The organism is Alteromonas sp. CH_MED4-4 (genome assembly GCF_037029575.1).
Taxonomy (GTDB): Bacteria; Pseudomonadota; Gammaproteobacteria; order Enterobacterales; family Alteromonadaceae; genus Alteromonas; species Alteromonas macleodii.
Map to the genome: position 1 here is coordinate 30,559 of NZ_JAYMEU010000003.1, position 15,383 is coordinate 45,941.

Here is a 15,383-nt window from a genome sequence, read left to right on the forward strand (position 1 = left end):
TACATAAGAACCAATTCGATTATCAAGGGCTGCTAAGCTTTCGCTCTTAAGGTTAATTTTGGCATCAATAAATACTTGCTTAGCACGAAGTGCTATTTCACTCGCATAAGAAATGTGGTTTAAATCTTCTAGAAAAATACCTTTAACTTTGGTATCAAGAATGATGTTCGCTTTTTCAATGAGAACAGCCTATTATTAAAAACGCAACGAAGATGGAAATAATACACAAACGTCCTGTCATTTATATGTCCCTGTTTTAGTTGATAAGACTACTTATCAGCTTGTTACATAAATTTATACTAGAACAACTTTTACTCTTTTGTAAGGCTCTTCAATATTTCGTTAAGATACATTTTCGTACACAAAAAAAACGACCCTACCTGGGTCGTTTTTAAAATATGCATCATTAAATAAATTGTGGGATCTCATAATCCTTGCAAAAAAGAACACCTGTTTTTAAAAGCGTTGCGCTAACTATGAGAATTTTTCAGAATCTGAAATTCTCATAATCTCTTCTAAATTCCGCAAAGATTCTCATAATTGCTTCTAAATCCCTTACCATATACATGTCGCCAAAGGTGTTGTCAGAACAATCAGAGGGACAACATACTCGGATGTACAAGCTCAGAGTGCTTTTATCCGAGCACTCCCATTACAAATAAGTATCTCTGCCGCCTGCCACTCTCGTAATTTACCGTTATGCGTCGGCGGAAATTTCAACAACACCGGCTCATCACCAATGTTTATATTCCGCTCAATGAACTCAATGTCATTACACCAAATTCTGAATAATTCGTCACCGACACCCTTTAAAACATTTTTCATGATAACTGATTCATAAACTCCTTGTTTCTCATAACGAGTTTGTTTAACGTTGCCTTTATCGCATTAGTAATGCCTAAACTCATAGATAATGGTTGCAGACAATCAAATTTAGAATTGACGTTTCAGTAACAAACTAAGCACTAATTAAAAAAATCAGGCTAAAAAAAGCTTCAAAGAACATTGAGAATGCTTTAAGGCACTAATTGTGAGTCTTGCTCAATCCACAGCAATAAGAAAACTATTCCGGCAAAAGAAAAACTGACAAAAGAGCGAACCACCCAATTTAACTGCCTCAGTTTCAAGTTATATCTGCTTCCCCAGCCAACAAGGTAACTCAAATACCAAACAACAAAGTTCAGTACAAAAATGACGAAGAGCAAATAACCAGATAGGGGCACCAATATCCAAAATCGCCATACTTCTATTTGTCCGTGGATCTCCGGTATTAAAGTTAAAAACTGCCCAAGCAACAAGCCAAAGCTTAAACAACCAATTGCATACACATTTTTCAATAACGTACTGGCAGCATCGGAAAGCAGTTGATTCCTTGGAAACGCGAAAGAAAAGCTCATCAAAATCAAACCAAAGCAAGCTAGCGTATTCCAGAGTATCGGACCAACTCCTTGTTCTATTGCTGTTTGCAAATAATTGGCAGGCCCCTTTCCGTCTAGCCACTTTACAAAGTAGACCGACAATATCGCTGGAATACACCAGTAGAGAAAGACCGAAAGTGGTTGTTTTACCTCTTCCATGCTTACTGAAAAATCACTTTTGCGGAGTTTTTGATACTCTCGGCTAATAGAAATCATGCAGCTTCAGTCTCACGGTTTGACAATTTATACAACTCTCCATCATGCTTTATACGCGGTTTTTCTAGAGAACATTGCCGTATTAACTCATTAATAAAAATTCGAGTTCTCCTTTTGCTATAAACATTTTCCCCGTTAAATCTTTCGAAAAACCTCTCCGTCGCTCTTGCGATAGCAATTAGAAAATACTTTACTTCTAAGTAACCAATAAAAATCACTGTGGGAAAATAGAAAAATATCCATACTAGTTGTTCTGGCGATGCTTGACCGTAAAACTCCAATACCGATGTTAATGTTACGTCTTCTTTAACACTCAATGTAGCTACCATTGCAGAAAGCATGAGAAACATTGCCAACACTCGCGGCTTTGAATCCTCTGCAAAGACCACATTCACAAAGTCTTTTACTGATAGGTCACTAAACCCTCTGTACTTTTCTCTTAAAAGAGAAGCCTTATCAAGCGATTCCGCGAGTTTCAAATAGTCTGTGCTTTTAGGCGCAACACATGTTTCAAACCATTTAGTTTTTAGCTGATATATTTTGTCTTCTCTAGAACTTAAAAACTTCTTCGCGCGCTCAACGTTTAACTCTTCTTTTTCAAGTGAAAGCTTAATGCTTATAGCCACTGCAAGTAGAAAACTCACTACGAAAAATGCAAACCTAGAACTTTTTGACGACACATACCACTCGACTTCAAGCAGACCGACCATTGCAAAAGTAGTGAATAATGCAAACATAGATGCTATTGCAAACATTGCGAAAAAAATCGGAGATTTAGCAAACAAACCACGCGTCGATACGAAAACTTCATAATACTCATTTACTATGGAATTCATATTTCTCATGTAAGTCTCCTCATCATCCAATATTGCCTTCATTATGATTTAAAGAATTACTTGCAGCAGGTTGGCCGCGAGAGGCATAAACAGCTATACCTCCGGATATAACCAATAAACATAGCATAGAGCTTACACTTATTTTCTTAGACGAAGCGGAGACTAACAACAGAGTTATAGCACTACACAAAAGAGTATTTTCTAGTTGTCGAGATTTCGCTTTATCTAAGCGAATAAGGTTTACAAAATGTTCGCAATTGGCACTGAGTATTGAGTAATCCCACTGACCGATCCATCCTCGAGCTCGATCAATTAAAAAAAGAAAATCTTCTGGTTTACCTATATCGCCGACTTTATAGGAATGACGGCCTTGGGTCACCGTATCAAATTTCTCTTCTTTCACGGTGCCATTTCGTCTGGTCGCCGAAATTAGCTTGTATTGGTTGTCATCACACTTTCGGTCACTCACAATGGACCAGTGCTGATATCCAAGGAAATCAGTAACAATAACTTCTCCTGGTCGATAATCGTTCTTTTTCATAATTAACTTCCTTCAAAGAATTTTAATTGTGATACGAGAGAAAAATAAGTAAGCCATGAACTTTTAGTGCATGGCCAACCTACAAGTTAACTCGCTTTTCTTATCACGTTCGCTCTTGGTCCATAACGCTTTACAGAACTAATTCCATTTTCTCTTGCTTGGTTGCTAGAGTAAGTCTCACTAACCCCTATTGTTTTGCCATTAGATGCTACTAGCGTAAAATACGGATGGCTGGCGGAGCTTATTAAGCGTCGATAATTGTTGTCATATGGACTGTGCAAGCGGCAAGAATGAACACCATTTTCTGCACTTTGATAGGATGTATAACCTTCACTTTGAAGGACTATTTCGTTGTTTGGTGCGACCAATCTAAAATAGTATTGTCGATTTGAACCTAAGAATATTTCATATCTTTCAGCCATAATTCGGCTCCCTAAATTTAAATATTATTGACATGATCAGAACAAGCACTCAAACTTTAGGCTCCTACACCATCGCTAATGAGCAATTGTTCTATGCGTTAATAACAATCTTTATCGTCTGAGATTGTTATATTTCTTCTAAGGAGCGCTCATTTGATTGAGCGTTATCCTTTTGGAGGAAATGGGTCGCTTCCATAACTACTCTTTTCTCTAATCTGTCCATTTTTTCCATGAACTAGCATTTCAGAACCCTGATTTTGCGCTATTTGTCTTGCACTACGAATAGCGTCAGTCTGAGTCGAGAAAACTTCTGTCGCGCGCTGGTTGCCAGCGCCTTTTACAGCCCAACCGTTAACATGGGGCACTACGTGTTGATTTTTACCATTCATATACACACCTAATAAAGAAGATAAACAAATACACCATCGTTAGATTAATCTAACGACAAGAAAAAGTAAAGACAAAATATTACACCTATGTTAGATTTATCTTACCGTGTGAAAGAATGGAATTTTATAAGAATGTCATTGGGTTCAAAATTAAAAGACTTACGTCTAAGTAAAAGAAAATCTCTACAAGAGGTTGCTAACAGTGTTGGCGCTTCTAAGCCTCACATATGGGAACTCGAAAGAGGTACATCTAAGAACCCTTCTCTCGAGCTTCTAAAAAATCTAGCAAAATACTATAGTGTTACCATAGACTTTCTTACAGACGATACTAGTGAAAACGACAGAGTACAGGCATTTGCTCGTAGTATTGCAGAAAAGAACTTATCTGATTCAGATTTGTTAATATTGGATAACTTAGCCAAGGAACTGGACAAAAAAAATCGAGATGCAAATTAATCTAAATTTATTGGAATTGGCAGATTACGAAACCGCACAAGATATTACCGAAGAGATTTTCAATCAAAATCCTAATGTAAAATTTCCTATTAATCTTGAGCACATCGCCTCTCAAGTTGGGATTTCTGATATTCAGTACCTTCCTTTAGAGGGAATAGAGGGGGCTTTAATTGCTAATGATGTTAAATCTGAAGGGATAATTGCGATTAGTGAAAACATTATCCCTACAAAGCGCCGTTTTACCCTTGCCCACGAATTGGGGCATTTCTTAATACCAAGACATGGTCATAGAATGCAATGCACTGTAAAGGATATGGCTAAGAGAGACGCTCATAACGAATACGTCGATATGGAAGCCGAAGCAAACCTTTTTGCCTCACTACTCTTGATGCCGCCCAAATTGATTAATGAGCGGCAACTTATTTCTGCAAGTTCTAATATTCAAAATATAGTCGACCTTAAAAGTACTTTTGACGTTAGTCTTCAGGCTTGTGCAAACAACTACATAAATTTGCATCAGGATCACTTGGCTGTCGTCTACACATATAATCGCACCATCTTGTATGGGTTAAACTGCGATTCGAACCCTTTTTGGTTAGTTGCGAACAAAAGCTCAAGCGTTCCAGCCGATAGCCAGCTAGCAAAAATCAACCTTAACAGCTCTGAAAAATTCCATAGTAATGAAGTGAGATTGAGCACTTGGTTTTCTGTTAAACAAGAATCTTGTATCGGAAAGACAATCTTAGAAGAAACTTTTGTTCAGGAGAATGGGTATGCAACTACTCTTTTGAAAGTAATGGATTTAAAAAATACATAATTTTGATTGAATTCGTTTCAAACCTTGTTTCTTTTTAGCAAGCACTGGGGCAGCTAGTCGTTTTGGTTACTCGGTGCTAGAAGTAAATATCTTGACTGTATTGAAATATCGGCATTATTTCTTACTTCAAAACACAGAAATTTATGAAGTGTTATTAGCCACACTATCGTTGCTATTCTAACAACATTGATATCGACTCATTTGATACTAAACTTCTGTTGCAGGCAATCGTTCGTAGTCGGCTTTACTAGCCATGAATATAATCCCCTATCATCTATTTTAACAAAAATTCGAAAAAATAGACGTACCGAAACGTTTCATAATATGATAACAAATCAGGCTTTAGTAAAACATTTAAGGGGTTGTGTCCACTTCCCCATTAATGAGACAGTGCTGAACCCGACATTACTGGTCCTTTTCTTTTTCAGGGTTAATTAACAGAACCCCATCGCATGCTGACCACGAAAAGTTCGGTTAAAAACTTACATCATTCCAATCTAAAAGATTACGGACATAGGCATAAATCATCGGTGCATCCACAAACTGATACCTCTGATACAACTTACTCCTGAGCTTATAGTTTTTATCATGGTCAAAGGGCATAATACCGAGTTCAGCTAGATGTCGATATAAATCCCTGGGGCTCATCTCAAGGACATTGGCCAGTTTCGCCCCTATAACAAATCGCGTCTTAAACTTGTGGGCAAACTCTAACGGAATCACTCTCTCGTCAGAGTTGTTGTCAGTCTCGTAGCTCTTGATGAGCTTATGCTTTACTAACTGCGACATGAATTCAGGATGTAATTGCAATTTGCCCGCCATTCTTGTTGCTGAAATGTGGTGGTCTGGAGTGATCCTTTTAATGAGACTGATTAAATCACGATGACAAAGTACCAGGCCTCTTATACCTAATGCCTCATCGTCTAAGTAAGACAATAAGTTGCCGACTCTGCATTCTTGCAGAATAGTTAAAAATAAGTTGGGTATATCACCACCGTATTTTTTCATGGCAACAGGTAAAAGAATCGACTTGGGCATCAACTTAACTTTCTTTGGCGTAAGACTTTTCAAATATTCGACTATCTCACTTTTTGCAATCCTCCAATGTGAACATCGTCCAGGCTCTGGCGGAACAGCGGATAAGAACACTCCGCTGTTACACATTAGCTGCATTTGAGACTTCGTAACCCCAAGTAAAATAGCAGCTTCTGTAGCATTGAGTTGCTCCAGCAAAAAGCTAAGACGCGTTTCTAAATGGGGACGGTATATCAGTGAAAAGGTTCTCCCGCCTTTTTTCTGTCTATCGCAAGCGATTAATCCCTCTTTTGTCGCAAGCCTGAGTTTGGATACTGCAACTGAATACTCTTTAGATGCTACCTTCAATGGGAGCCAAACGTTCCCATTGATTGTCTCCTCACTGAACAAGCTATTTCTTTTTGTCGCATAGACACTACGTTTCGTAATTTCTGCTTCTAAAACATCTTTGTACCGTTGAAAGCACGCTTTTTTTGCTTCCTTATAAAAAGATCGGTAAAAGATAGTGAGTTGGTCAACTTTGTGACCTTTGCCGCCCATCTTTTGCAAAACACCAAGCAAAGCAATAAACATCGCCTTGCCCCCAAGCAAACCGCGAGCGACATCCTGGAGGGCATCGAGTGCTTGTTGCATACTATTTAATTTTGTACTGGTACCTGTTTTTTTAACATCGTGGTTTGGTGTAAGCCGCGAGAACAAGCTGACTAGCGATACTCGCTCCTCAAGAGTTAACTCATGGTCAGCCGGCATAAGCTGCTCTCTGTTTTGTTCAGGTACAGCACCGTCCTCAATAAACCGCTGAAGTTCTAGTAGCTGTTTAGATGCTCTAACAGTACTTTGCTCACCGTACGGTGCACCACAAACACACTCGTGAAGTTTAGCTTTGAAGAGGTCTGTGTCTGCACAACATGTTGTGCAAACATCCACCAAATTAACCTCATGTTTTACGCATGTTACCGAGGTTTTAAGGTGCCAAGTAGCTCTCCATATTTTATCCTCGCTGATACAAATAGGACAAAACCTAGCTTTTTTAACTAAGTGGAAATTCTCTAACTGGAAGATGCGAAGTGCTGCTTCATCTTGCTCAGCCTGTTTTGTCCAATCCTCTTCGGTAAGGTAGTCGACGAGCTGACTCAAATTTCTTGAAACCCTATCTTCAGCATTTTTGTACAGCCAAGTATGTGAATCATAGTGGTTTAACAAAGCAAGCCGTTTTAGATAAAACAATGGGGATTCGCCAGCCTCTATCGGCGGGTGTATAGGAGGCTTTTTCAACGTCATTTGAAGCCCCCCTTGGTTTGTCGCATGGAATCCCGTTCTACTGCATCGTGGAACGGCATGTTCGGCTTATCCAAAAATTCCCAAGTGAATGTATTACTAAATGGATTTTTAGACCTTTTGCATTCCTGCCAAATCGCTTCGTTGAAGGCTAATTCAAGTGTTTCACTAGTTATCCCCTCATGCCCCATGTCCATTGCGATTTCATAGGCTGTGATCAATATCTTTGTGACGTAATCAATAATCCCCATCGTCGCAAAATAGAATCTTTTTACTAAGTCCTCAGTTAGCGCAAGAGGACTCTTAGTCGCCAAGCTTTGTTCTAATTGTAAAATGACACCACCAAAGATTTTGGTGCTTTCTGGATCAGTGATAGAGAAAGGCGGCAGGTACACTTTTTGGCTAAACCGTCTTTGCAGTTGAGTGTTTATCGAAAGGAGGGTAATACTTCTTTTCAGCCCCATCAAAACGAAACAAACTTTCGAGTCCTCCATAAGTGATTTCAGCCAATCCGAGACTTCTTTTGCTGTAGACGGTCCGCAGTGGTCAACAAAATGCTGAAGCTCATCCACAATCAGCATCATCACTTTCTTTTCTCTAAACAGGTCCTTTATCCTATTGGTTTTTTGCGTTGCAGTACCGCGATAGAAATTAGGGTCATCGAGCTCTACTAAAATCGTTTCGGCCATGCTTTTTACAGTGGGCTTGGACGGCGTCTCTACACACACAAGTGGCTGTGCTATACACACAGAATCATTCATTGGTGGATATTTGACCTTCAGGTGATTTTTGAGTGTTGTTTTACCTGTACCAGGATCTCCAAGGCATAATATATTTTTACTCACGTTCGCAGCAATTTTCGCCCTCAACGCTTTTTCAATTTGTTCAGAGGCTTTTTGATAAGATGGATGAACGACGATAGTGTTTTTGGTTTTGGCGATATGCTTAAAAATGTTCTCTTCGCTAATCATCATAGCGCCTCATCCAAGGTAGCTGAAGCGAATTGGACGACATCAAATGACTCAAAACTGTCAAACACAGTGTCTTCGAGCGGTGCTGGTTGTAGGCGCTCTTGGGAAGAGCTATTTTGATTAGGTTGCGTGAGTTGTGCCGCCTTTCTTCGTTTCTTTTGTAATCTATTCGATTTAAGCGATTTGATATCTTCGTTAAGCCTGTAAACGTGCTCCAAGACTGCCTTTTTATTCTGTTCACCCAGCCCCTTGTCGATGAGATTTTTTCTTATATGCTTGTGTTGTCTGAGGGATAATCCAGTTGCGTACTCAGGTGTAATACTTGGAACACAAATATAGTCTCCATTTTTATCATCCAAGACCCATATTCGACCTAAATCTTCAGGATCGGCACGCACAATAACGTCATAGTTATCATGTCTTCTGCATCTTAAGGCTCGCAAGTCTGCCGAGTTGTAAAACATACTGAAAATCTCAATGCCTTTGTGAGTCAAACGTCTTGTTTCCTCATGTGTCATGCAAAACGCCAGTGCCGCTTCACTTTCGGGTAAAATCGGGGACACAGACTCAAGCCCTTCGTTCCACATTGCAAGAGGAGTCCTTTTTGTCTTTGTGTGGACTCGGTTGTGGTAGATATCAACAATCCAGCGGGATACAAAGCTTTTGAGTTCTTTTTCTGTCACACATGCATAATCTTCAGATTTATAGTCTCCTCTTTGCTGTATTGAGCCAAATGTCGTTCCTGGTAAATGATGGCAAACTTCTCTATTAATAGTTCCCACCATTCTTTCCACAGTGCCTTTGTATCTAGCCTCACCTTTAGGACAAAATTGAAGATTGATACTCAGTTCTGCGCATAGTCGTTTAAATGTTTCTGCGTGGAATTCTGAACCATTATCGCAGATGAGATTCACTGGAATACCATACGCAGTCCATTCGCCTGTAACATCATTTAGATAGGGTGCATTGCTTTCTTTGGGCAAAATTGCATGGCGTAAAGCCCTCATCACAGCAACTAACGAGGGAGGCTCAAACCCTATGTAAAACCCAAGTATCATTCGAGAATACACATCAATTAGCAATGTGATGGTAGCCCGGCCTAGAACAACTCCTGCACCCTCATCAACTAAACAAACGTCAACAGGCGAATGATCAACTTCTACTCGCTCTAAAATCATACTTGTCGATGGTCCTGCTCCCGTCGAACGAAAATGCTTGTCTGCGACTTTTTTACCTTGCCGATGTAACATCGTTTGGTATTGGTCAAGTCCGTTTATTATTCTGTAAAACTGAGCTTTTGAAGGGAATTTGAGTGGCGTCGGTCTCAGCCTGTTGAGAAGCTCTACTTTATGTTCGAGCAGCCGATAAACATGCGACGGTGTGGGTTTATTATTAGAAAGATACTCCTCTTCAATAATCGCTTTAATTTCATCTATGATTATTGAACCGAAGCGGCGTGTACCCGCTTTTCCTGGCCTCCTTTTTCGTAGTGACATGATATCGCCACCGGAGCAGTGATATCTTTTCCACCATTTATAAACCGAATCCATCGATGGAATTTTTTTTAAGCCGAAAGTTTGGCCTGTCTCAGCTATCACGCTCTGTAAGCCAACAGTCGTAGGCTGTTTCCCAAGTAGTTGTATAGCTTTTTTTATAAACTTGAGTCGATAAAAAACGATGTCTCTGTGCTCCGGATCCAAAGATTGCAAGTCTTTACTAAATCTTGCGCTCGGAGTGGAACTAGCATTGACACCTATCAAGCTCAATTCTCCCTTAGTGTGAAGTTGCAATAATTCTTCAACGTGTTTGACAATAACGTTCAAGTTTTCAATATTCTCCAAGTACACCTTGTTTTGAACCTTGCGAACAATTTTGAAGCTTTTGCTATTCAAAGTCAGGTGCGAACCGGCATGAAAAGATGATACTTTCATCGCTGTTATCCTCATTGGTAAATGTCATTGACGTTTCAGACAGGGGTTGACTAAGGTCGACTTGAGCATGTCCATGAGCAATGAATGCAAAAGCTTTAGGCGATGAACCAAGCATCTTCGAAAGTGCAAAAATAGGCGCTTTACGCTTTTCTTGTAACCACGCCTTCATCCCGCTTACTTCGATATTACTGATTGTTAATTTGCTGTAGTGTTTCAGTATGGTGAGATTAGTTTGGAAGTTAGTTACACGTATCTCTCTTTCAGTGAGAACAAAGAAATCCGCTTTTTTCTCTAGCCGAATTATCTCTGAAAACTTCGCTAATTTACTTTTCAGACAACCGTCTTTTAGATAGCTTTCCGGTTTGATTTCAACGTATGCCACCCCTCCGCATCTAAAGCTAAGCTTGAAGTCGGGTGTATAGCTGACTGATTTACCTTCCTCTTTTAACTCGAATTTTTCTGGTTGTTCGAAATAGGCAACTACTCCTTTTGAAAATTCAAACAGTGCACACGCATCTCTCTCTAGCTGTGACTCCCAGGCAACAGGCCTCTTGTTTTTCCAAGACGCATAGTAACCAACAACCCGACCTTTCGATCGGCTGACAGGCTCTCTGCTTCTTATGTGCGGTTTAACTGCGTTTTGTCTTGACGCAAGCTGTAACGTTGCCGTCACAGCAAAATCATTAATTTTTCGCATGATTATCCCTTACCAATAATGGCAATAATTAATTTCTGATTATTGTGATGCTGGAAACAGGGATTTGACGACGAGAGATAGGCGGTACATAATCTTGCTTGCGAGGGTAAGTATTATGTACTTGCTATCTCTAGTCGGGCCGGCTTCCAGTCGGTCCTGCTAGTTCCTCATAAGATACCTCTCTCTGATTTTATTTCGTCTTCTATTTTCAATGCCATTTTCATTAGCTGTATTTGGCTTGATGTAAGATTACCAACGTAGTCTTTCATCATATACAACAGTTCAAACTCTTCCCTTGATGCATTATTAGGCGCTCTTAGGCTAAAACGGCTAAGTTCAAGGTCGTTTTTCAGTCGTTCAGTGTCGTTTTGATTTAAACGAAGACAATCAATAATTTTTTCCAGGAGCGCTTCGGAAGGTAACTTGCGGCTATTTTCTAGCGTGCTTATATAGTTTGCACGAACACCCACCATAGAAGCCAAATCTGTTTGACTCAAGTCTCTATTGCGTCGGAGTGTTTCAAGTGTTTTGGAAAAAGGGGTCAAGTGTGCGACTTCAACTGATGGCGTAGTTTAATTTGCACTTATTATATTGGTAATGATCGTCACCGCAATTAGTATTTTTATAAACTACTGAATTATAAGCATAATGTGTATATTAACATACACACCCAAATTCACTCGTTAAGATTCAAACTTAGGAATAATATGAATGGTATCTGAAAGGAACATAGGAGTTGTCGCAGTTAATACAATGTTGACTACAGACCGCTCCGCTACTGCAATTCATTCGCAAGCGAGATAAAACGACAACAGTATCGATTTTTAAAACACGTTACCGGTTAAGCTAAAAAAGACATTTCGTTAGCAAAAAAATATACACACTAATTTTTTCAAGATGATGATATGTTTGTTATGAAACATCGAGGCTATTCTGATAGCCAACCGTGCATAATGTAACTTCAACTCACAAGATGCTAATTAAATATTAAAATCGTGATATGCTCTTTGGTAATGTACAACCAACACAACAGAGGCAGAGCCATGATCCGCTGTCACCTCGCCCGAATGATGGGCGAGCACAAGATGCGTATTGCCGATGTAGCCAGAGAAACAGGGTTAAGCCGCGCAACAGTCACGTTACTGTACAAAGAAACTGCCCAGAAAGTAGATTTGGGTGCGATCGAAAAACTTTGTCAGCTGTTTGAATGCCAGGTTGGTGACTTACTTGAGATGACACCACAATAAACAAGGAATGTTATGAAATTTAATGAAGATTCTCGCGTAAAAATTCCAGCTATTTTGCATTTAATGCGCCTCGGCTACCAATATCTATCACTCAAGGGGCAAAGCTGGGACCTCGACACTAATATCTTCCCTGACGTATTCAAAACCGCTATCGGAAAAATTAACCCTGGTATTGAAGATGCTGAAGCCGGTCGTTTGCTTGAAGATGTCAAACTATTACTTGATAACGAAGACCTAGGCAAAGCCTTCTTTGAGCGCTTGTCAGAGCGTTCAAATACCAAGCTGATCGACTTTGAAAACTTCAATAACAACAACTTCCATGTTGTTACCGAGCTAACGTGTCAAAACGGCGATGAAGAATTCCGCCCAGACATCACGCTGCTTATCAATGGCATGCCGCTGGTGTTTATTGAGGTGAAAAAGCCCAATAACCGCGAAGGTATTTTGGCTGAGCGTGACCGCATCAATAAACGCTTTCAAAACTCTAAATTCAAACGTTTTGCCAACATCACCCAGTTTATGATTTTCTCCAATAACATGGAGTACGACGACGGCGATCCAGAACCTGTACAAGGTGCATTCTATGCCAGCAGTTCCTACCATAAGCCGGTATTTAATTATTTCCGCGAAGAAGAAATCTTAAACTTAACCGCCTTGCTGAAGCCCGTATCGGATGATGACGAGCTAAAAGTCTTAAAAGACAATAATCTGGAAGTGATCCACAGTAATCCAGAGTTCCAAACCAACAAGCAACCCGAGCGCCCAACTAACCGCATTTGTACCTCTTTACTCAGTCGTGAACGCTTAGCCTTTATTTTGCGTTACGCATTAGCGTATGTGTCCGAGTCAGACGGGCTACAAAAACACATCATGCGTTACCCTCAGTTGTTTGCCACCAAAGCCATTGAGCGCAAGCTCAGCGACGGCGTTAAAAAAGGCATAATTTGGCACACCCAAGGCAGTGGAAAAACCGCCCTAACGTTTTACAACGTACGCTTTTTAACCGACTACTTCCAAAAGCAACAGGTCATTCCAAAGTTTTACTTTATTGTTGACCGCCTAGACCTATTGCAACAAGCGCAACGCGAATTTACCGCCCGTGCTTTAACCGTACACACCATCAACTCACGGGATGCCTTTACCCGTGACATCAAAGCCACACAGGTGATCCATAACCATTCTGGCAAGCCAGAAATCACTGTGGTGAATATTCAAAAGTTTAAAGATGACCCTGATGTAGTTAGCACCAAAGACTATGACGTAACTATACAGCGCGTGTACTTTTTAGACGAAGTACACCGCAGCTATAACCCCAAGGGCAGTTTTTTGGCCAACTTGAGCCAGTCAGACAGCAACGCCATAAAAATAGGCTTAACCGGTACGCCGCTATTGGGGGATGACTACAACTCACGCGCCTTGTTTGGTGATTACATTCACAAGTACTATTACAACGCGTCCATTGCCGACGGCTACACCTTGCGGCTCATTCGTGAGGAGATCAGCACACAATACAAGATTGAACTGCAAAAAGCCCTCGAAGAAGCCGAAGTGAAAATGGGCGATGTGGATCGCAAGCTGATTTACGCCCACCCAAGCTTTGTTGAGCCAATGCTGGCTTACATTGTCAGTGATTTTGAAAAAAGCCGTGGCGCATTAAACGATGCAACGATTGGTGGCATGGTTATTTGTGACAGCTCAGACCAAGCCAAGCATATGTTTGAAATTTTCAGTGGTGTTTATGCGGATACGCCTATTCTGCCGAAAACAACTAGCTCAAAATCCGAAGTTCTAGAAGCTTCCGAACCAATGCCAACGGCTTATTCGGAATCTGTTAAACAAGCAAAAAAAGTAAAAAGCGCCGCCTTGATTCTGCACGACATCGGCACCAAAGAAGAACGCAAAAACTGGGTAGAAGATTTTAAAGCAGGCAAAATCGACTTTTTATTTGTTTACAACATGCTGCTCACTGGCTTTGACGCCAAGCGCCTGAAAAAGCTCTACCTTGGTCGGGTGATCCGCAAACACAACTTGCTACAAGCACTGACTCGAGTGAACCGTACTTACAAAGACTTCCGCTACGGTTATGTGGTCGATTTTGCTGATATTCGTAAAGAGTTCGATGCCACAAACAAAGCCTATTTCGATGAATTACAGGCGGAGCTTGGCGATGAGATGGAGCACTACTCACACCTGTTTAAATCTCAGGAAGAGATCAAACAAGAAATCGAGCATATCAAAGACGTACTGTTCCGTTTTGATACCGACAACATGGAAGAGTTCTGCAACCAAATTAGCCAAATACAAGATCGCGACACCGTACTGGCGCTAAAGAAAGCCCTAGCCGATGCTCGCAGCTTGTATAACTTGGTCCGGTTGCAAGGCGAGTATGACTTTCTTGATGAGTTGGATTTTGCCAAGCTCAACGTGCTTTACCGTGAAACCAGTAATCACTTGGACTTACTCAATCTTAAAAACGACTTAGAAAGCGGTGAAGACACCAGTAACCTGCTCAACCGCGCATTAGAAGAGGTGATATTCAAGTTTTTAAAAATCGGCGAAGAAGAACTGGTACTGGCCGACAAACTGAAAAACACCCTGCGCCAAACTCGTGAAGCCTTGGCCAGCAATTTTGATCAGCAAGACCCGCTGTTTATTAGCTTAAAAGAAGAGCTAGAGCGGCTGTTTAAGAAGAAAAACTTAAGCGAAGTAACTCAAGATGAAATGGTGGCCAACATAGACGCGCTGAATAAAATTCATGACCGCGTGAAAGAGCTCAACCGCCAAAACAACCAACTGCGGCAAAAATACTTAGGCGATGCCAAATACACACGTATTCACAAACGCCTGCAAGAGCGCCAACAAAGCCAAAACGACATCAGCGAATCTGAACGGAAAATATTCGAAGCATTGGCAGGCGTAAAACAAGACGCCGACGAGCAAGTGCTCAACAACAACCAAGTATTGGATAACGAAAGCTACTTTGAACGGCAAATGATGCCGCTGGTGATTGGCCGCTTTATGAAAGAACAAAACATCAAACTCAACGCCGACGCCTCACGATACATTAATCACCTTATCGTCGCCGAATATTTAAAAGAATTTAATACTGGCAGCCAAGCGTGGTAATGC

General features: G+C 40.7%; 14 protein-coding genes. 4 read left to right on the forward strand and 10 right to left on the reverse strand.

Annotated features, from left to right (window positions below):
• Positions 1 to 1,016 precede the first annotated feature (1,016 nt).
• The 5 genes from WA381_RS02990 to WA381_RS03010 all read right to left on the reverse strand — a co-directional run bounded on the left by WA381_RS02990 (position 1,017) and on the right by WA381_RS03010 (position 3,822).
• Positions 1,017 to 1,634 (reverse strand): hypothetical protein, encoded by a 618-nt coding sequence (locus WA381_RS02990; RefSeq protein ID WP_136782378.1) that lies wholly within the window; start codon positions 1,632 to 1,634, stop codon positions 1,017 to 1,019.
• Positions 1,631 to 2,479, reverse strand: coding sequence for a hypothetical protein (locus tag WA381_RS02995; RefSeq protein WP_156085680.1), 849 nt, complete (start codon positions 2,477 to 2,479; stop codon positions 1,631 to 1,633). The genes WA381_RS02990 and WA381_RS02995 overlap by 4 nt, the downstream gene beginning before the upstream one ends.
• A gap of 13 nt (positions 2,480 to 2,492) precedes the next feature.
• Positions 2,493 to 3,011: a lecithin retinol acyltransferase family protein gene (locus WA381_RS03000; RefSeq protein ID WP_136782380.1), complete on the reverse strand. Its 519-nt coding sequence runs from the start codon at positions 3,009 to 3,011 to the stop codon at positions 2,493 to 2,495.
• A gap of 86 nt (positions 3,012 to 3,097) precedes the next feature.
• Entirely contained in the window at positions 3,098 to 3,433 is a 336-nt protein-coding gene (locus tag WA381_RS03005; protein WP_136782381.1) for a YegP family protein, read from the reverse strand.
• Positions 3,434 to 3,597: 164 nt separating this feature from the next.
• Positions 3,598 to 3,822 carry a DUF2188 domain-containing protein gene (locus WA381_RS03010; protein WP_136782382.1) on the reverse strand — a complete coding sequence of 75 codons (225 nt, stop codon included), beginning with the start codon at positions 3,820 to 3,822 and terminating at the stop codon, positions 3,598 to 3,600.
• An 87-nt stretch (positions 3,823 to 3,909) separates the two neighbouring features.
• On the opposite strand from WA381_RS03010, the gene WA381_RS03015 reads away from it, so the two are divergent.
• Both WA381_RS03015 and WA381_RS03020 read left to right on the forward strand, forming a co-directional pair.
• Positions 3,910 to 4,278, forward strand: coding sequence for a helix-turn-helix domain-containing protein (locus tag WA381_RS03015; protein ID WP_136782383.1), 369 nt, complete (start codon positions 3,910 to 3,912; stop codon positions 4,276 to 4,278).
• Positions 4,268 to 5,095, forward strand: a complete 828-nt coding sequence (locus WA381_RS03020) for an ImmA/IrrE family metallo-endopeptidase (protein WP_136782384.1) — start codon at positions 4,268 to 4,270, stop codon at positions 5,093 to 5,095. Before WA381_RS03015 ends, WA381_RS03020 begins: the two co-directional genes overlap by 11 nt.
• A gap of 474 nt (positions 5,096 to 5,569) precedes the next feature.
• Here WA381_RS03020 and WA381_RS03025 read toward each other — a convergent pair whose 3' ends face one another.
• From WA381_RS03025 to WA381_RS03045, 5 genes are all read right to left on the reverse strand, one after another.
• Complete coding sequence (locus WA381_RS03025; RefSeq protein WP_156085679.1) at positions 5,570 to 7,411, reverse strand: TniQ family protein; 1,842 nt, start codon at positions 7,409 to 7,411, stop codon at positions 5,570 to 5,572.
• Positions 7,408 to 8,382: a TniB family NTP-binding protein gene (locus tag WA381_RS03030; RefSeq protein ID WP_136782386.1), complete on the reverse strand. Its 975-nt coding sequence runs from the start codon at positions 8,380 to 8,382 to the stop codon at positions 7,408 to 7,410. The genes WA381_RS03025 and WA381_RS03030 overlap by 4 nt, the downstream gene beginning before the upstream one ends.
• Positions 8,379 to 10,310 (reverse strand): Mu transposase C-terminal domain-containing protein, encoded by a 1,932-nt coding sequence (locus WA381_RS03035; RefSeq protein WP_197044374.1) that lies wholly within the window; start codon positions 10,308 to 10,310, stop codon positions 8,379 to 8,381. The genes WA381_RS03030 and WA381_RS03035 overlap by 4 nt, the downstream gene beginning before the upstream one ends.
• The gene (locus tag WA381_RS03040; RefSeq protein ID WP_156085677.1) at positions 10,264 to 11,007 is read right to left on the reverse strand and encodes a TnsA endonuclease N-terminal domain-containing protein; all 744 of its coding nucleotides are present in this window, start codon (positions 11,005 to 11,007) and stop codon (positions 10,264 to 10,266) included. Before WA381_RS03040 ends, WA381_RS03035 begins: the two co-directional genes overlap by 47 nt.
• Positions 11,008 to 11,174: 167 nt before the next feature.
• Positions 11,175 to 11,552 carry a helix-turn-helix domain-containing protein gene (locus WA381_RS03045; protein ID WP_136782389.1) on the reverse strand — a complete coding sequence of 126 codons (378 nt, stop codon included), beginning with the start codon at positions 11,550 to 11,552 and terminating at the stop codon, positions 11,175 to 11,177.
• 498 nt (positions 11,553 to 12,050) lie between these two features.
• Between WA381_RS03045 and WA381_RS03050 the strand changes: the two genes are divergently transcribed.
• Positions 12,051 to 12,254 carry a helix-turn-helix domain-containing protein gene (locus WA381_RS03050; RefSeq protein ID WP_136782390.1) on the forward strand — a complete coding sequence of 68 codons (204 nt, stop codon included), beginning with the start codon at positions 12,051 to 12,053 and terminating at the stop codon, positions 12,252 to 12,254.
• Between the two features lie 12 nt (positions 12,255 to 12,266).
• A complete protein-coding gene (locus WA381_RS03055) occupies positions 12,267 to 15,380 on the forward strand; it encodes a type I restriction endonuclease subunit R (RefSeq protein WP_136782391.1) in 3,114 nt (1,037 codons plus the stop codon).
• Positions 15,381 to 15,383: the final 3 nt, after the last annotated feature.